Origin of the sequence: Nonomuraea sp. PA05 (assembly GCF_008086045.1) — a bacterium.
Taxonomy (GTDB): Bacteria; Actinomycetota; Actinomycetes; order Streptosporangiales; family Streptosporangiaceae; genus Nonomuraea; species Nonomuraea monospora.
In genome coordinates this window covers 525,016-543,065 of sequence record NZ_VSEY01000001.1, presented here as the reverse complement: position 1 = coordinate 543,065, position 18,050 = coordinate 525,016, and the positions used below count along the sequence as shown (strand labels likewise).

Genomic DNA, 18,050 nt, shown 5'->3' with positions numbered 1-18,050 from the left:
ACGCAGTAGCTGGTAACACATCGCCCAGCGATGTACGATCCTGGACAACCAAACCAGGGTCCGCCCAAAGGCAAACAAGGTGTCACACTGCGAGCAGTCTGCCCTATCGCCTCGGCCGTCCCAATGGCGGGCGGCCGTACGGGGGTGCTGGACCACTGGCCTTACATCGACTGTGAGCTTATTGGACCACGCACGTCAGAACGACCATCGTTGCGGACAATCTCTTCGAGGAGATATGCGTGGAATTTCGTGTACTGGGGGCCCTCGAAGTATCCGCGGACGGTCGGCAACTCGGCCCTGGCGGAGCGCGACAACAAATCGTGCTCGCGGTGCTGCTGCTCAACGCCAATCGTTCGGTCACGCTTGACCGCCTGGTCGAGGCGATCTATGACGATGATCCGCCAGCGACGGCGCGGGCGCAAGTGCAGATCTGTATTTCGGCGCTGCGCCGGCTGATCAACAGAGACGGTCACGCGGAAATGATCGTCACGACCCGGCAGGGATACACCTTACGCGCGCCGATGGAGTCCATCGACGCGCACCGCTTCGACAACCTGGTCGGCAGGGCCCGCAAGGCCCGCGAGCAGCGGCAGCCCGAAGAGGCCATCAGCCACTACCGCAGCGCCCTCGCGCTGTGGCGCGGGCCCGCGCTGGACGGCATCGAGAGCAGGTACGTGCAGGCGCTGGGAAGCTGGCTCACCGAGCAGCGGATCACCGCCAACGAGGAGTGCGTCCAGCTCGAACTGGACCTCGGCCGCCACCAGGAGCTGGTCGGCGAGCTGAGCCGGCTGGTCAAGGAGAACCCGCTGCGCGAGGGGCTCATCGCCCAGCTCATGACCGCGTTGTACCGTTCCGGCAGGCAGGCCGAGTCGCTGCAGACCTACCGCGACGCCAGGCGCAGCATGGTCGACGAGCTGGGCATCGAGCCGAACGAGCGGCTCCAGCAGCTGGAGGCCGCCATTCTCGGCGCCGACGACAGCCTCGCCGCGCCCAGCCCGCCCGCGGCGGCGGCGGCGGTGACGCCGGCCGCCGAGCCCGTCGCGGTCACGCCCATCCCCGCCGTGCCGCGCATGCTGCCCGCGGACATCGCGGACTTCGTCGGCAGGCAGGACCAGATCGACCGGATCAGCAGGCGGCTGACCATGCCGCTGGACGGCGACGCCCGCTTCGCCGTGCCCATCGTCGCCATCGCGGGGCGTCCCGGCATCGGCAAGACGACCATCGCCATCCACGCGGCGCACACCATCGCCGAGCACTTCCCCGACGGCCAGTTGTTCGCCAACCTGCACGGCGCCCTGGCCAGGCCGGTCAGCCCCATGCAGGTGCTCGACCGGTTCCTGCGCGCCTTCGGCGTGCGCGGCTCCGAGCTGCCCGAGACGCTGGTGGAGCGGGCGGAGATGTTCCGCATGCTGCTGGCCGACCGCAAGGTGCTGATCGTGCTCGACGACGCCGAGTCGGAGAGCCAGGTGCTGCCGCTGATGCCGGGCAACCCGCCGTCGGCCGTCATCGTGACCAGCCGGCACCGGCTCGGCGGCCTGGCCGGCACGACCCAGGTGGGCGTGGCCGAGTTCGACGTCTCGCACGCGGTGGAGCTGCTGTCGCACATCGCGGGCGAGGAGCGGGTGCTCTCCGAGCCCGAGTCCGCCGCCGCGCTGGCCGAGCTGTGCTGCTGCCTGCCGCTCGCGCTGCGCATCGCGGGCGCGCGGCTGGCCGTGCGCATGCACTGGGGCGTGGACCACCTGGTCGACCGCCTCAGGGACGAGGCCCGCAGGCTCGACGAGCTGAGCCACGGCGACATGGGCATCAGGGCCAGCCTGTCGCTGACCTACGAGAACATCAGCGCGCCGGCCCGCTGCCTGTTCAGGCGGCTGGCCCTGCTCGACTCGCCCGTCTTCTCCGCCTGGGCGGGCGCCGCGGTGCTCGCCCAGCCGCTGACCAGCGCGCAGGACCTGTTCGACGACCTGGCCGACGCCCACCTCGTGGAGGTCATCGGCACCGGCGGCGCCTCCCGGGTGCAGTACCGCTTCCACGACCTCATCAGGGTGTACGCCCGCGAGCGGCTGGCCGCCGAGGAGGACCCTGCGGAGCGCACCGCGGCCCTGACCCGGGTGCTGAACGCGCTGCACTGCCTGCTGAAGGCGGCCCACGACCGCGAGTACGGCGCCTCCGACCAGTCGCGCGAGAAGGTCGGCATCGACTCCTGGCTGCCCGAGGCGCTGGTGGACAGGCTGGTCTCCAACCCGATCGGCTGGTTCGAGCGCGAGCGCCACCTGCTCGTCTCCGGCATCAGGCAGGCCGCCCAGGCGGGCCTGATCGAGCTGTGCTGGCGCATGGCCAGCAACGCCGAGCCGTTCTTCGAGCTGCGCGGCTACCTCGACGACTGGCGCGAGTCGCACGAGATCGCGCTGGACGCCGCCCGTCAGGGCCGCGACGAGCGCGGCCAGGCGGAGATGCTCATCGTGCGCGCCTCGCTGGCGCAGACCGAGCAGCGCTTCGACGACGCCAGGCGCGACTTCGAGGCCGCGCTGACCATCTTCGAGCGCATCGGCGACGTGCCGCTGGTCGCCAGGTCCACCCGCAACCTGGCCTTCCTCAAGCGCATCGACGGCCAGTTGCACGAGGCGATGCACCACCTGGAGCAGGCGCTGATCATCTTCACCGACATCGGCGACCAGCTCGAAGCGGCGATCACGCTGCAGAACCTCGCGGCGATCAGAGCCGAGTGCGGCGACATCGACGAGGCCAAGATCCTGCTGGCCGAGGCGCTGGTACGCGGGCGCGACGGCGGCAGCAGGCGCATCGTCTCCCAGGTGCTGCACCGGATGGGCCGCATCCACCTCCAGGCCAACGAGTTCGGCCTGGCGGCGGGCGCGTTCGAGGAGTCGCTCACGATCGTGCAGGAGATCGGCGACACCACGGGCGAGGCGTACGCGCTGCACGGGCTCGGCGTCGCCAACGTGCGGCGCGGCCGGCTGGCCGACGCCGACACCCTGCTGGACAAGGCGCTGGCGCTGGCCAGGCGGTCGCGGCACAAGCTCGTCGAGGCGCACGCGCTGGCGGGGCTGGGCGAGCTGGCCGTGGCCGCCGACCGGCCCCGCGACGGTGTGGAGAACCTGCGCAAGGCGGCGCTGCTCTACCGCCAGACGCGGATCCCGCTGCTGGAGGCGCGCACGCTGATCAAGCTGAGCGACGCGCTCTGGTCGATCGGCGACACGACCGCGTCGGACCGGGCCGTGACGCGGGTGATGGAGCTGGTCGAGCACGTGGACGAGCGGACGGGCAAGCTGGTGCTCGACCACCTGGCCTCGGTCAGCCACCGGGCGGGCCCCGCGGACCTCCCGATCACCGAGGCCACGTCCTGACAGCGATCGTCAAGCGACGAGGCGGCGTCCGGCGCGGGAGACCGACTCCTTGATGATCCCGCAGACGGCCGCCACGTCGCCCGGCCCCACGGTGGGCCCGGTCGGCAGCGAGAGCACCCGGCGGGCCAGCGCCTCGGCGCGCGGCAGCGGCAGCGGGATGTGCCGCTCGGGCGCCGACCGGTACGGCTCGACCTGGTGGCAGATCGGCGAGAAGTAACGCCGGGCGTGCACGTCGTACCGCAGCAGGTCCTCCAGCACCGTCTCGGGCGGGATCCCGGCCACGGCCTCGTCCACCTCGATCACCAGGTACTGGAAGTTGGCGCGCTCGCCGGGCGCCTGCCCGCGCACGCGCACGCCCGGCACGCCGTCCAGGTGCTCCTCGTAGACCGCCTGGTTGCGCCGGTTGGCCGAGACGATCGAGTCGATGGCGTCGAGCGAGGTCAGGCCCATGGCGGCGCAGAACTCGTTCATCCTGGCGACGGTGCCGGGGCCGGCGATCCGCCCGGCCGGGTCGATGCCCTGGTTGCGCAGGGCCCTGACGCGGGCGGCGTAGGCGTCGTCGTCGGTGGTGATGACGCCGCCCTCGACGCTGTTGACGAACTTGGTGGCGTGGAAGCTGAAGATCTCCGCCGTGCCGAACCCGCCGACCGGCTTGCCGCGGTAGGTGCAGCCGAGCGCGTGCGCGGCGTCGAACAGCAGGGTCAGGCCGTGCTCGGCGGCCAGCCGGGTCAGCGCGTCCACGTCGCACGGCCGGCCGAAGACGTGCACGGCGAGGATGCCGCGCGTCCTGGGCCCGATCAGCCGGGCGACGTGCTCGGGATCGGCGTTGGCGGTGGTCTCGTCCACGTCGCAGAAGACGGGGACGATGCCGATCCACTCCAGCGCGTGCGCCGTGGCGACCCAGGTGAAGGAGGGGACGATGACCTCGTCGCCGGGCCTGATGCCGGCGGCCCTGGCGGCGATCTGAATGCCGGTGGTGGCGTTGCAGGTGGCGACGGCGTGCCTGGTGCCGGCCACCGCGGCGATGCGTTCCTCGAACTCGCGCACCAGCGGGCCGTTGTTGGTCAGCCAGAGCCGGTCGAGCACGCCGTCGAGGCGCCGCATCAGCCGGTCGCGCTCGCCGACGTTGGGCCGCCCGACGACCAGGGTGTCCCAGGACGCCATCACGCCACCCCGTCGAGCATGCCGACGAAGAGCCCGGGGCTGTTAGGGCGGCCGTTGGAGAGCTGGAAGCCGGGCAGGAACTCGGTGCGGCAGCCGGCCGCCTCGAACGCCGCGGTGTACTGCTCGCGGGTGAACAGGCTGGAGTGCAGCACCTCGGAGAAGTCCTTGAACCCGGCGGCGTCGGCGACGCGGAAGCGCACCTCCAGCCGGCTCTTGCCGCCCTCGCGGCGCGAGTGCGTCATCCTGGACACGACGCGGTCCTCCTCGACGTGCAGGTGCCCGCCGACGTGGCCGTCCAGGAAGTTGTCGGGGAAGTACCACGGCTCGACGACCAGCACGCCGCCCGGCGCGAGGTGCGCGGCCATGGCGCCGATGGCGGCCCGCAGGTCCTCGGGCGAGCCCAGCTCGCCGACCGCGTTGCCCATGCAGGTGATGGCGTCGAAGACGCGGCCGAGGTCGAAGTCGCGCATGTCACCGGGGTGCACGCGGACGCCGGGCAGCCGCTGCCCGGCCACCGCCCGCATGTCGGGCGACAGCTCCAGCCCCTCGACGTGGTCGAAGATCTTGGCGAACGTCTCCAGGTGCGCGCCCGTGCCGCAGGCCACGTCCAGCAGGGACGCCGCGCGCGGCGCGCGGGTGCGGACGATCGCGGCGAGGTCTTTCGCCTCGCCCTCGAAGTCCTTGCCGCGGCTGCGGAAGATGAGGTCGTAGTACTCGGCGTGATCGGACCCGTATTCCATCGGACGACCTCCTTCAGGCCACTGCCGCGGCCGGCTCGGCGGCGACGACTCTCGGCTGCGGGATGGGGATGATGAACCGCCCGCCCCGCCGCAGGAAGTCCTCCTCCTTGGACAGGATCTCCGCGGCGTAGTTCCAGGCCAGCAGGAGGTAGTAGTCGGGCTGCTCGGCGCGCGCCTGCTCGGGCGAGTACACCGGGATGCGGGTGCCCGGCAGCAGCCTGCCGTGCTTGAGGGTGGTGGTGTCGCTGCAGAAGCGCAGCTCGGCGGGCCCGAGGCCGCAGAACTGCAGCAGCGTGGTGCCCTTGGACGGCGCGCCGTACCCGGCGACGACCTTGCCCTCGGCGGCCAGGCCGCGCACCAGGTCGCGGACCTGCGCGATCACCTCGTGCGCGCGGGCGCCGAACTCCAGGAAGACCTCGTCTGACTCCAGGCCGAGCTGGCGCTCCAGGGAGTGCATCCGCGCCACGACCTGCGCCGGCTCGCGCTGCGCGGTCTCCCTGGCCGCGAAGACCACGATCGAGCCGCCGTGCACGGCGGCCCGCTCGACGTCGATCAGCCGCAGCCCGTGCCGGGCGAACAGCCGTCCCAGCGTGTGGACGGAGTAGTACGACAGGTGCTCGTGGTAGATGGTGTCGAACTGGTTCTCCTGCAGCAGGTCCACCAGGTAGGGCACCTCGATGGCGAGCACGCCGTCCGGCGCCAGCACGGCCGTCACCCCGTCGAGCACGTTGTGCACGTCGTCGATGTGCGCGAAGCACTGGCGGCCCAGCACCAGCTTGGCCTGGCCCAGCTCGGCGGCCACGCGCCTGCCCTGGTCGCCGCCGAAGAACTCGGGCAGCGTGCGGACGCCGCGGGCGTTGGCGATCTCGGCGAGGTTCTCGGCCGGGTCCACGCCCACCACCCGCTGACCCCGCTCCTGGAACATGGCGAGCTGGAGGCCGACGTTGCTGCCGAGCTCCACCACCAGGTCGCCGGGTGCGAGCCCGGCGCGGCGGTCGCACCACCTGACGATGCGGCTCATGTGGCCGGTCATCTGGTCGGACTCGGAGGTGACGTACACGTAGTGGCGGAACAACACGTCGGGCCGGATCACGTGCCTGATGGCCATCAGCCTGCACCCGCGGCACACGATCACGTCCACGGGGTAGGCGGGTTCGTGCGCGGGCAGGTCGGCGGGGTCGAGGAAGCCGTTGGCGAGCGGCACCGGCCCGAAGGAGGTGACCTCCAGCCAGTCGTCCCCGCCGCAGACCCGGCAGGTGTCAAGTCGTCGGACGATCTCCTGCATGACTACTCCTAGTGATCTTCAGCGGATGGCGGCCGCGAGCTCGCGGTGCTTCAGCGGCTCCCACCAGGACCGGTTGTTCCTGTACCACTCGACGGTCGCGGCCAGCCCGTCGGTGAACGCGACGGCGGGCGCGTAGCCCAGCTCCCGCTGGATCTTGGAGATGTCCAGGGAGTAGCGCAGGTCGTGGCCGGGCCGGTCGGGCACGTGCTGGACCAGGTCCCAGTCGGCGCCGCACGCGTCGAGCAGCAGGGCGGTCAGCTCCAGGTTGGTCAGCTCGCAGCCGCCGCCGATGTGGTAGACCCCGCCGGGGCGCCCGCGTTCGAGCACCAGGCGGATGGCCCGGCAGTGGTCGGAGACGTGCAGCCAGTCGCGCCGGTTGTCGCCGTCGCCGTAGAGCGGCACCGGGCGGCCCTCCAGCAGGTTGGTCACGAACAGCGGGATCACTTTCTCCGGGAACTGGTAGTGGCCGTAGTTGTTGGTGCACCGGGTGACCACCACGTCCAGGCCGAGCGTCCGGTGGAAGGCCAGGGCCAGCAGGTCCGAGCCGGCCTTGGAGGCCGCGTAGGGCACGTTGGGCGCCAGCGGCGTCTCCTCGGTCCACGAGCCGCGTTCGATGGAGCCGTACACCTCGTCGGTCGAGACGTGCACGAACCGGCCGACGCCGTGCCGCAGCGCCGCCTCCAGCAGCGTCTGCGTGCCGAGCACGTTGGTCCTGACGAAGTCGGTGGCGCTGATGATCGACCGGTCCACGTGCGTCTCGGCGGCGAAGTGCACGACGACGTCCTGTCCCGCCGTCACCTCGTCGACGACGAGCGGGTCGGCGGTGTCGCCGTGCACGAAGCGCAGCCCGGGGTGGCCGGCGACGGGGTCGAGGTTGGCCAGGTTGCCGGAGTAGGTGAGCTTGTCCAGGACGGTGACCCGGGTGGCCGGCTCGTCGCGCAACGTCGCCCTGACGAACTCCGAGCCGATGAAACCGGCACCGCCGGTGACCAGGATCCGCACTTGTCCGTCTCCTCTGAGGATTGAAGGGTCGCCGGTCATCTGGCGGCGGCGGTCAACCGCTCCAGCTCGGTGACGATGTCGGTCGGACTCGGCGTGGCCAGCCAGTCCTCGTGGATGCCCTGCGCGCCCTTCTGGAAGGAGGGCTCGTCGAGCACGCGCCGCAGCTGCGCGCGGATGTCCGCGGCGGACTGCGTCTGGTGGTTCAGCCGGACGCCGGCGCCGCGTTCTGTCACGTACCGGGACGTGCGGCCGGCGGTGAGCTGCTTCTGGCACTTCAGGTCCCAGTCGATGCCGCCCTCGACGGGGGTGCCGACGATGCGGCTCGGCTCGTCGGTGTCGCAGATGAGCTGCGGCACGCCGGCGGCGGAGGCCGCCACGAACGTGCCGATGGAGCCGTGGTGGATGATCGCCGAGCAGGTCGGCAGGAGCTGGTCGAGCGGCACGTACTCCAGCACGCGCACGTTGCCGGGCGGCGGGCCCGGCAGGTCGAGGAGCTGGTTGGCGTCCAGCGTGGCGATCACCTCGATGTCCAGGCCGCCCACCGCCTCCATCAGCTTGGCCAGGCGGCCCCAGTCGCCCTTGAAGAACGACCGCATGGACACGCCGAGCGACAGGGCGACGCGGGGGCGGGACGGCGGCCTGCGCAGCCAGTCCGCCATGAGGCCGCCGCCGGTGTACGGGACGTACCTGGCAGGCAGCCGCGTGACGCCGGTGGGCAGGCGCATCCCTGCCGGGAACGGGTCCACGGTCCAGTGGCCGAGCAGCAGTTCCTCGTCCACCTGCTGGCCGTAGCGCTCCGCCAGCGGCTCGACGACCCCGATGAGGGGGTTGCGCTCGCCGCTTCCCGCGTACTTCTCCGTCGCCCAGGCCGTGTAGTCGGGCGAGTGCAGCACGCGGGCGTGGGCGGCGCCGCAGGCGCGCGCGGCCACCGCCCCGCAGGGGAACCACGGGTCCCACAGCACCAGGTCGGGCCGCCACTCCTTGGCGAACTCGACGACGGCCACGACGTCCTGGCGCGGCACTGGAGGGTGGTAGTTGCGCATGGTGAGCAGCGCGAAGTGGTGGAAGACGTCCCAGGGCGCGCGTTCGGCCGGGCTGATCCCGAGCGCGCCCACCAGCCGCTCGCTCTCCTCGATCGTGGGGATGAGGTCGGCGAAGCCCGGATAGCCCCGGTCGTGCACCGACAGCCGTTCCGGCTCGCCGCACGACACCGCCGTCAGGCCCGCGGCGGTGACCGCCTTGTGGAAGTCGGGCACGGCCACCCCCGTGGCCACGCCGGGCGGCGCGGCCACGCAGACCTGGTGCCCGGCCGCCTGCAGCGCCCACGCGTAGGGCACGATGGGCAGGAAGTGGGCCGGGGCGGGGAAGACGGTGAACATCACGCGCATCGCGATCACTCCATCGGCGAGTCGGGCGCGGCGACGCCGTAGCGGAGGATGCCGGAGAACTCCGCCACCATCGACATGATCGAGCTCTCGGTGAACAGGTTGCTGTTGTAGGCGAAGTTGCCGTAGATCTCGCCCGACGGGTCGATGTCGAAGGTGAGCAGCGCGCCGTCCGGGATGTCGGTGCCGTTGGGCTGGGAGAACAGCCGCCCGCGCACCTCCTGCACCTCCAGGTCGCCGAACCGCTCGCCCTCCATGACGGTGGCGAACTGCCAGACCTGCAGCGCGCACAGCGCCTTGTCGTCCAGCGCCGCGTCGGCCATCAGCTCCGGGGACTCGGCGGCGATCTGCAGGAACGGGATCTCCCGCGCGTACGCCTCGACGCAGGTGCTCCTGGTCCTGTCGACCACCTGGCGGAAGGTCTCGCACCCGGTGATGTCGGTGCGCAGCGGCAGGAAGTTGAAGAACGGCCCGACGGTCTCCTGGAACTGCGGCTGGCTCCGGCCCGAGGTGATGGCCGGGATGACCAGGTCGGTGGCGCCGGTGAGGCGGTGCAGCAGCACGTTGTAGGCGGCCAGCAGCACCATGAAGGGTGAGCTGCGGGTGCGCTTGGCGAACGCCAGCGCCTCCGCCGACAGCTCCTGCGTCAGCGTGAACCGGTACACGGGGCAGACCTTGGCCAGCCCCGCCGACCTGGCGTGGTCGGTCGTCACCGACAGCATGCGCGCGCCGCGCAGCTTCCCGCGCCAGTACGCGCGCGCGGCCACGGCGCTCTTGGACTCCGCGTTCTCCTGCTGCCAGGCGGCGTACTCGTGGTAAGGCCGCGGCGCCGGCTGCTCCGGCACGTCGTGGCCGCGCCTGCGGGCGTAGCAGGTGACGATGTCGCGGATGAGCAGCTGCATGGACCAGCCGTCGCCGGCGGTGTGGTGCACGATCAGCGCGAGCACGGCGTCCTCGTCGTCGAAGCGGCCGAGGACCGCCCGCAGGTGCGGCAGCTCCTGGAGGCTGTAGGAGCCGGACTCGATCTCGGTCAGCAGCTCCTCGGCCTTGCGCCCGCGGTACTCGGGCGACGCCTTCGGCAGGTCGACCACGAGCAGCCGGGCGGGCGAGGGCGGCTGGATGCTCTGGTGGGCGACGCCGTCGCCCCTGGTGATGACGGCGTTGAGCGAGTCGTGCTTGGCGGCGACCTCGCTGATGGCCTGGTGCAGCGTCTCCACGTCGAGCCGGCCGCGCACCCGCCAGCCCACGACGATGTTGTAGCGGGCGCTGAACGGGCCCTGGCCGTCGCCCTGGTCGAACAGGCGCAGGAACTGCTGGGTGAACGACAGCGGGTGGCCGGTGGTGGTCAGGGATGCAGTCATGCTGCCGCCTCCGTACGGGTGTCGCGGTGGTTGGCGCGCTGGAGCTCCACGGCCTGGTAGAGCGCGGCGATGTTGCCGCTGCCGAAGGAGCGTGCTCCCAGCCGCTCGATGAGCTCGAAGAAGAACGTGCCGCGCGGGTGCGCGGAGCGGGCGAAGATCTGGTAGAGCTGGCCGTCGTGGTCCTCGTCCACGAGGATGTTGCGCCGCCGCAGCTCGTGCGGCGGGTACTTGACGGGCCGCAGCCGGTCGGTGAGCAGGTCGTAGTAGGTGCCGGGGGTGGGCAGGAACTCCACTCCGCCGCCGCCCGCGGCGTCCACGGCCGCGGTGATGTCGACCGTGCTCATCGCCAGGTGCTGGACGCCGGCGCCGCCGTGGGCGGCGAGGAACTCGTCGATGTGGCCCGGCTCCCTGGCGGCGTCCGGCTCGATGAGCGTGAGCGTCACCGACCCGTTCTTGACGACCTCGGTCCGCATGGCCTGGTCGCCGATGGTGATGCTCTCGGCGAAGATGAGCTGGAAGTCCAGGACGTGCCGGTAGAAGTCCACGGTGGCGGCGAGGTCGCCGGAGGGCACGCACACGGCCAGGTGGTCCACCTCGGTCAGGCCGGCGTCGAGCCCGCCGGTCACCGGAGGGAGGGGCGTGCAGCCGGGCAGCGCGCGTTCGTCCGCGCCCGCCGGGCGTTGCACGAACGTGTGCACCAGGTCGCCGGCGCCCCGCACGGTGGCGGTGACGAAGCCGTCCCCGGCGTGCGGCGGGGACACCGGGACGGCGCCCCGGTCCACGGCCGTGCGGAAGGCGGTGGCCGCGTCGGTGACGCCGAGCGCGATGTCGGCCACGCCGTCGCCGTGCCGGTCGAGGTAGGCGGCGCCCGGGTGGTCGTCCGCGTCCGGCTGGGTGAGCACCAGCCTGACCAGGCCGCCGCCCACGGCGACCGAGTCTCCGGCGGTGGATCGGGCGTAGGGCTGGAGGCCGTAGCCGCGGCTCAGCCTGCCCGTCTCGGCCGCCAGGTCGGCGGTGTAGTAGCCGATGTGGTCGAGGCGCAGGTCGTCCTTGCTCATGGCCTAGCTCGCCTCCATCCGGGCGGCGAGGCTGCGCGGGCGCAGGTCGGTCCAGTGCGCGGTGACGTAGGCGACGCAGGACGGGCGGCCGGACGGGCCGTACACGCTCTGCCAGCCGTCGGGGACGTCGGCGAACGCCGGCCACAGGCAGTGCTGGTCCTCGTGGTTGACCAGCACGCGGAAGGTGGTGTCCTGGTCGTCGAAGGGGTTGCTCATCTCGTCTCTTCTCACTGGCTCGGCACGGCGGACCCGAGCCACTCGTCCAGGCTCGCCACGGTAGGGGCGTCGAACAGGTCGCCGATGGTCAGCTCGACGTCCAGGGTCGTGGAGATGCGGTTGACCAGCCGCATCGCCAGCAGCGACTGCACGTCGAGGTCGAAGATGCTGTCGTCCACGCCGATCCGGTCGACGCCGAACACGTCGGCGAACACCGAGCACAGCACCTCCTGGCGAGGATTGGCGGGCGCGCGGTAGGCGGTGGCGGTGTCCGGCTCGGGGTCGGGCAGCGACGCGCGATCCACCTTGCCGTTCGCCGTCAGCGGCAGCGCGTCCAGCAGCACGAACGCCGCGGGCACCATGTAGTCGGGCAGCACGGTCTTGACGTGCGCGCGCAGCGTGCCCACGGCGGGCGGCTCACCGGCCGGCACGACGTAGGCGACCAGCCGCTTCTCGCCCTCGTGCAGCTCGCGCGCGACCACGGCGGCGTGGGCGAGGCCGGGGAAGCTCGCCACCGCGGCCTCGACCTCGGCCAGCTCCACGCGGAAGCCCAGGATCTTGACCTGGTCGCCGGCCCGGCCGATGAACTCGATCTGCCCGTCGCCGTTGCGCCTGACCAGGTCGCCCGTGCGGTACATGCGCGCGCCGCCGCCGGCGAACGGGTCGGCGACGAACCGCTCGGCGGTCAGGTCCGCCCGGTCGTAGTAGCCGCGGGCCACTCCCCTGCCGCCGATGTAGAGCTCGCCTTCGAGGTCGCCGGGGACCGGGCTGAGGCGGTCGTCCAGGATGTAGAGCCTGACGTCCTGCATTGCCCCGCCGACCGGGACGCACGTGTCCGAAGCGGCGCCGGGCCGCAACTCGGCGGTGGTGGAGAACAGGGTGACCTCCGTCGCGCCGTACATGGCGCGGACCACGGTGTCCGGGCAGGCGGCGTGCACCTGCCCGACCGCCGACGGGACGATCACGTCGCCGCCGGTGAGCACCTCGCGCACCCCGGCCAGCCAGCCGGGGCCCTCCTCGGCCACGACGCGGAAGAGCCCGGCGGTCAGGTGCAGGGCGGTGATCTCCTCGCGGGTCACCAGCTCCTTCAGCCCGGCCAGGTCCAATTCGCCGGGCGGCGCCACGACGATCCGGCCGCCGTGCAGCAGCGGCACCCACAGCTCGTAGGTGGAGACGTTGAAGGCGTACGGGGCGATCATGAGCACGCGCTGGTGGTTGCCGGTGTCCCAGCACCGGTCGAGCGCCAGGCCGAGCACGTCCCAGTGGGTGACGGCCACGCCCTTGGGGCGGCCGGTCGAGCCCGAGGTGTAGATGACGTAGGCCAGGTTGTCCGGCAGCGTGGTGTCCTCGGGCGCCGTGGACGGGCGCGCGTCGATCTCCGCCCGCTCGTCCGGCTCGTCCAGGACGAGCGTCCTGGGGGCGGACGGCAGGCCCGCGCCGGCCTTGGCCTGGTCGGCGAGCAGCACGGGAGCGCCCGACGAGTCGAGGATCCACTGCTGCCTGTCGGGCGGGTAGGCGCTGTGCACGGGCAGGTAGCAGCCGCCTGCCTTGAGGATCCCGAGCAGCGCCACGACGAGGTCGGCCGAGCGCTCCATCAGGACCGCGACCGGCGTCTCCGGCCCCACGCCGAGACCGCGCAGGCGGTGGGCCAGGCGGTTGGCCCGCTCGTCGAGCTGCCGGTAGGTCAGGGTGGCGGAGCCGTCGCGGACGGCGATCGCGTCCGGCGTCCGCGCCGCCTGCCCGGCGACGTGTCCATGAACAGATGTCGGCACCATCACGCGCTCCGTCAGTCGGTGTGGAAGATGTCGTGGACGCCCGAGACGCCGGAGAGCATCGTCGCGAAGTCGATCTTCCGGGGGCGCAGCCTGCGCGGGTCGAGCAGCTCCTGCGCCTTCTCCCAGTACTCCTCCTTGTGGCGGGTGCGGTCGTAGAAGAAGCGCACGAAGGCCAGCAGGGAGTTGAGGAAGGTGCGGTAGTCCTTCTCGTAGCGCGCCAGCACCTGCTCCTCGCAGGACGGGTCGCGCAGGGCGGCGTCCACGGCGCCCGCCAGCCCGAGCGAGCCGCGCAGGGCCAGGCCGACGCCCGTGGACAGCAGCGGGTCGATGAACGCCGCCGCGTCGCCGACCAGCGCCCATCCGGGGCCGTGGAAGCGTTTGCAGGTGTAGGACCAGTCGCGGATGCTGCGGAAGGCGGCCGCCCGGGTGGCGCCCTCGGTCAGCGCCCTGACCTCCTCGGCCCCGGCCAGCTCGGAGGTGAACAGCTCCTCCAGGCTCTTGCCCGACTTCTTGTACTCCTCGATAGGGGTGACGTAGCCGACGCTCACCGTGCCGTCGTGCAGCGGGATGAACCAGAACCAGCCGTTCGGCCTGTTCTCGGTGACCGTGTCGCCCGCCCTGGTGCCGCCGTAGCGCTTGCAGCCCTGGAAGTAGGACCAGACGGCGATGTTGCGCAGGTCCTCGTGGTATTCGACGAGGTCGAAGTGGCGGGCCAGCACGTGCTGCTGTCCGGAGGCGTCCACGAGCAGGCGGCAGCGCGCGGTGCGCGGCTCCGGGTCGCCCTTGACCGTGTACGTGACGCCGGCGACGCGCTCGCCCTCGAACAGGAAGTGCTTGACCGTAGCCTCCTCCAGGACCGTCGCGCCCAGCTCCCTGGCCCTGGCCAGCAGGACGGAGTCGAAGTCGGCCCGCCGCACCTGGTAGGTGTGCTCATAGTTGGCCGCCTCGGCGAAGCGGAAGTCCCAGGTGCCCTGGTTCTTGCCCCACAGCAGCGTGCCGCCGTACTTCTTGACGAAGCCCATCTGGTCCAGCTTCGAACGCAGGCCCAGCTCCTCCAGGGCGGGCATGGACCCCGTGATCAGCGACTCGCCGATGTGGTAACGGGGGAACTTCTCACGTTCGAGCACCAGCACGCGATGGTTACGTTTGGCCAGCAGTCCGGCCGTGCTCGATCCGCCGGGCCCGCCACCGATCACGACAACATCGAACTCGTCATGGGTACTGATCACCGTGCTCCTCCATTCGCCGCCATGCGACTCGGAGCCAGGGTCACATTTCCCTCTTCGATCACTCATCCTCTGTATTGCTGTGTCGTTTCACGCAACAGCGCACGTCACGAGATGTGCGGGCGCGGGGCCGTGTTCATGATGAGGCGATGACAACGGTCGTCAACGTCTGGCTGGCGGAGCATCCGCTGCCGGGCTACCTGGATCCGATCAAGAAGATGGCCGCCGGTTTCGAGGCCGCCCATCCGGGCTACCGGATCGAGGTCACCGGGCACGGCTTCCGCGAGCTGCCCGCCGAGGTGGCCAGGGCCGCCGCGCAGGGCCGCGCCCCTGACCTCGCCGAGTACTACGCCACCGCCACCCGGCTGGCCCTGGACACGCGCGGGCCGTCGGGGGCGCCGCTGTTCGTCCCGATCGAGCGGGCCGTCGCGGGCCGCGGGGAGATCCTCGGCGAGCGCGTCGTGCTGGCCGATCTGGAGCCCGCGGTGCGCGGCTTCTACACGTACGCGGGTGAGCTGGCCGCCGCGCCGATGACCGCCACCACGGCGGTGCTGCTCGGCAACACCGCCCTGCTGGAGGCCGCGGGCGTCACTGCGATGCCGCGCACCTGGGGCGAGCTGGAGTCGGCCTGCGCGGCCACTTCACACGGCGTGACCTGGGCCAACCACGGCTGGCTGATCCAGCAGGCGGTGGCCGGTCAGGGCGGGCTGCTGGCCGACCACGACAACGGCAGGTCGGGGCGGGCCGAGAAGGTCACGCTGGACTCCGCGGAGCTGCTGGCCTACGCCACGTGGTGGCGGCGGCTGCACGAGCGGGGCCACTACCTCGACACCGGGACGCCGGAGGACTGGGGCGGCACGCTGCGGGCCTTCACCGAGCAGCGGACGGCCTTCACCATCGCCTCCTCCGTCGTCGTCGGGATGATCGCGCGGGCCTGCGCGGAGGCGGGCTTCGAGGTGGCGGCCGGCCCGCTGCCGTACAACGAGGCCGCGCCGCGCGCCGGGCACCTGGTCTCGGGCCAGGCGTTCTGGCTCGCCGACGGGCTGCCCCGCGACAGGGCGGACGGCGCGCTGGCGTTCCTGCAGTACCTGCTCGACGCGGAGAACGTGGCCGAGTGGCACCGCGGCACCGGGTTCCTGCCGGTCACCGGCGCCTCGGTCGAGCTGCTCGATCGGGAGGGCTGGTACGACAGGCACCCGGTCCACCGGGCCGCCACCGAACAGGTCCGCGCGGCCGACGGCTCGCCGGCCGCGCTCGGCGCGATCCTCGGCGACTTCGCCGGGATCCAGGACCTGATGACCGGCGCCATGGCCGGCGTGCTGGCCGGCGCCGACCCGGGCGCGCGGCTCGCCGAGGCGACGGTCGCGGCGCAGCGCCTGCTCGACGCCTACAACGACGACTGCGCCCGCGGCCGCACGCCGCGGCGGCTGGCCGTCAAGTGAGCAATACGGAAGATGACCGCTCCGGGGTGGAATTGCCACGCTCGGAGCTGGCGATAGGAGTTCAGCCATGTTGAGCCGACGGCGCTTACTCGTTCTCGGCGGGCTGACGGGAGGCGCGGCGCTGGCCCCGTTCGTCCAGTCGGAGCTGTCCCCGTCAGGGGACGCGCGGCACGTGCACGTCCACGACCACGCGGGGCGGGTCCCCGCGGTCAGGTCGGGCCCCGCCGTCACCCCCTTCTCCGTCAGGATGCCGGTGCCCGCCACCCGCATCCCGTCGGTGCGGACCGCCGACACCGACATCTACCGGCTGTCGGTGCAGCAGGCGACGGCGCAGATCCTGCCGGGGCTGAGCACCCCCGTGCTGACCTACGGCGGCTCCTTCTGCGGCCCCACCATCCGCGCGCGGCGCGACCGCAAGACGCTGATCACCTTCGACAACAAGCTCGGCCACGACACCAACGTGCACCTGCACGGCGGCCGCGTGGCCGCCGCGCACGACGGCTACCCGACCGAGGTGATCGCGCCGGGCTCCGGCCGGGCCTACCTCTACCCGAACGCGCAGCCGGGCGCCACGCTGTGGTACCACGACCACGCGCACCACCTGGAGGCCGAGAACGTCTACCGCGGCCTGCACGGGTTCTACCTGATCGACGACGAGGCGGAGCGGAGGCTGGGCCTGCCGTCGGGGGGCTACGACGTGCCGATCATGCTGCGTGACGCGCTGCTCGACGACGCGGGCAACCTGGTCTTCGACCCCGCCGACCCCTACAACCGTCCCACGCTGCTGGCCAACGGCAAGCCGCAGCCGTACTTCGAGGTCGCGGCGCGCAAGTACCGCCTGCGGCTGCTCAACGGCTCCACCCACCGGGTCTTCGAGCTGACGCTCGACGGCGCGAAGATGACGCAGATCGCCACCGACGTCGGCCTGCTGCCCGCGCCGGTCGCGGTGGACAGGCTGGTGCTGTCGTCGGGCGAGCGCGCCGACATCGTCGTCGACTTCGCCAAGGTGCCGCTGGGCGGCCACGTCACGCTCAACGACGTGGCCGGCGCCGTGCTGCGCTTCGACGTCGTACGGCCGGCCGTGGACCGCAGCCGGGTGCCCGCCCTGCTGCGCCCCCAGACGCCGGCCCCGACGGCCGTGCGGGACCGCAAGCTGCTGCTCAGCCTGGACCCGGTCAACATCAGGGCGCTGATCAACGACCAGGTGTTCGATCCGGCCCGGGTGGACATGCAGGTCAAGCGGGGCACCACGGAGATCTGGGAGATCACCAACACCGACACGAACGTCGGCGGCTCAGGGTTCGGCGTGCCGCACAACTTCCACACCCACCTGTCGCACTTCCTGCTCCTCGACCGGGACGGCAAGCCGCCGCTGCCGGGCGAGGGCGGCTGGAAGGACACCGTACTCATCCAGCCGGGCGAGACCGTACGCCTACAGGTCGATATCGGCTCTCACCTGGGCCGATACGTCTATCACTGCCACATGCTGGAGCACTCCGCCCTCGGAATGATGGGCCAGATGGAGATCGTCGATTAGTTCTCAAGGAGGACTGGATGAGCACCACAGAAAGCATCACCACGACCCAGAAGAAGACGGGTCGCGGCAAGAACATCGCCCTCTGGGTCGGCCAGGTACTCCTGGCCTACCAGATCGGCCTCGGTGGCGTGCTGAAGCTGATCGGCGATCCCACGATGGTCGGCATGTTCGAGGCCATCGGCGCCGGCCAGTGGTTCAGGTACGTGGTCGGCGTCATCGAGATCGCCGGCGCGATCGGCCTGCTGATCCCGCGCCTGACCGGCGTGGCCGCCCTCGGCCTCATCGGCCTGCTGGTGTGCGCCGCCGGCACCAACGCGTTCGTCCTCGGCGGCCCGCCGATCATCGAGGCCGTCCTGCTCGTCGTCGCCGGCCTGGTCGCCTGGGGCCGCTGGTCCCGCGTCAAGGCGTTCTTCGGCGCCAAGTGAGTCCGCGACGCCCGGTACGCGACCCGGCGTACCGGGCGTCGGCCTGTCCGACCGAGAAACTTCTGGAGGAGA

General features: G+C 71.6%; 14 protein-coding genes. 4 read left to right on the top strand and 10 right to left on the bottom strand.

Going from position 1 to position 18,050, the window contains the following annotated elements; translation table 11 throughout:
- Positions 1-239 precede the first annotated feature (239 nt).
- Positions 240-3,362 carry an AfsR/SARP family transcriptional regulator gene (locus tag FXF51_RS02760; protein WP_148432600.1) on the top strand — a complete coding sequence of 1,041 codons (3,123 nt, stop codon included), beginning with the start codon at positions 240-242 and terminating at the stop codon, positions 3,360-3,362.
- 9 nt (positions 3,363-3,371) lie between these two features.
- On the opposite strand, the gene FXF51_RS02755 is transcribed toward FXF51_RS02760, so the two are convergent.
- Genes FXF51_RS02755 through FXF51_RS02710 form a run of 10 tightly spaced genes read right to left on the bottom strand, consistent with a single transcriptional unit; the run spans position 3,372 to position 14,577 of the window.
- Positions 3,372-4,526: an aminotransferase class I/II-fold pyridoxal phosphate-dependent enzyme gene (locus FXF51_RS02755; RefSeq protein WP_148432599.1), complete on the bottom strand. Its 1,155-nt coding sequence runs from the start codon at positions 4,524-4,526 to the stop codon at positions 3,372-3,374.
- Entirely contained in the window at positions 4,526-5,266 is a 741-nt protein-coding gene (locus FXF51_RS02750) for a class I SAM-dependent DNA methyltransferase (RefSeq protein ID WP_148432598.1), read from the bottom strand. The genes FXF51_RS02755 and FXF51_RS02750 overlap by 1 nt, the downstream gene beginning before the upstream one ends.
- A 13-nt stretch (positions 5,267-5,279) precedes the next feature.
- Positions 5,280-6,551 (bottom strand): class I SAM-dependent methyltransferase, encoded by a 1,272-nt coding sequence (locus tag FXF51_RS02745; RefSeq protein ID WP_148432597.1) that lies wholly within the window; start codon positions 6,549-6,551, stop codon positions 5,280-5,282.
- A gap of 18 nt (positions 6,552-6,569) precedes the next feature.
- Positions 6,570-7,553 carry a dTDP-glucose 4,6-dehydratase gene (gene rfbB, locus FXF51_RS02740; protein WP_148432596.1) on the bottom strand — a complete coding sequence of 328 codons (984 nt, stop codon included), beginning with the start codon at positions 7,551-7,553 and terminating at the stop codon, positions 6,570-6,572.
- A 35-nt stretch (positions 7,554-7,588) separates the two neighbouring features.
- Positions 7,589-8,941: a nucleotide disphospho-sugar-binding domain-containing protein gene (locus FXF51_RS02735; protein WP_148432595.1), complete on the bottom strand. Its 1,353-nt coding sequence runs from the start codon at positions 8,939-8,941 to the stop codon at positions 7,589-7,591.
- Between the two features lie 5 nt (positions 8,942-8,946).
- On the bottom strand, positions 8,947-10,299 hold the full coding sequence (locus tag FXF51_RS02730) for a condensation domain-containing protein (protein ID WP_148432594.1): 1,353 nt from the start codon (positions 10,297-10,299) through the stop codon (positions 8,947-8,949).
- Positions 10,296-11,357, bottom strand: coding sequence for a 4-hydroxyphenylpyruvate dioxygenase (gene hppD / locus FXF51_RS02725; RefSeq protein ID WP_148432593.1), 1,062 nt, complete (start codon positions 11,355-11,357; stop codon positions 10,296-10,298). Before hppD ends, FXF51_RS02730 begins: the two co-directional genes overlap by 4 nt.
- Before the next feature lie 3 nt (positions 11,358-11,360).
- Positions 11,361-11,573, bottom strand: a complete 213-nt coding sequence (locus tag FXF51_RS02720) for an MbtH family protein (RefSeq protein WP_148432592.1) — start codon at positions 11,571-11,573, stop codon at positions 11,361-11,363.
- An 11-nt stretch (positions 11,574-11,584) separates the two neighbouring features.
- Entirely contained in the window at positions 11,585-13,348 is a 1,764-nt protein-coding gene (locus tag FXF51_RS02715) for a non-ribosomal peptide synthetase (RefSeq protein ID WP_148432591.1), read from the bottom strand.
- 11 nt (positions 13,349-13,359) lie between these two features.
- Entirely contained in the window at positions 13,360-14,577 is a 1,218-nt protein-coding gene (locus FXF51_RS02710; RefSeq protein ID WP_222871089.1) for an NAD(P)/FAD-dependent oxidoreductase, read from the bottom strand.
- A gap of 146 nt (positions 14,578-14,723) precedes the next feature.
- Here FXF51_RS02710 and FXF51_RS02705 point away from each other — a divergent pair, with 146 nt between their 5' ends.
- The 3 genes from FXF51_RS02705 to FXF51_RS02695 all read left to right on the top strand — a co-directional run bounded on the left by FXF51_RS02705 (position 14,724) and on the right by FXF51_RS02695 (position 17,978).
- Positions 14,724-16,016, top strand: a complete 1,293-nt coding sequence (locus FXF51_RS02705; protein ID WP_148432589.1) for an extracellular solute-binding protein — start codon at positions 14,724-14,726, stop codon at positions 16,014-16,016.
- Between the two features lie 67 nt (positions 16,017-16,083).
- Entirely contained in the window at positions 16,084-17,553 is a 1,470-nt protein-coding gene (locus FXF51_RS02700) for a multicopper oxidase family protein (protein WP_148432588.1), read from the top strand.
- Positions 17,554-17,570: 17 nt separating this feature from the next.
- Complete coding sequence (locus FXF51_RS02695) at positions 17,571-17,978, top strand: DoxX family protein (RefSeq protein ID WP_148432587.1); 408 nt, start codon at positions 17,571-17,573, stop codon at positions 17,976-17,978.
- Positions 17,979-18,050 lie beyond the last annotated feature (72 nt).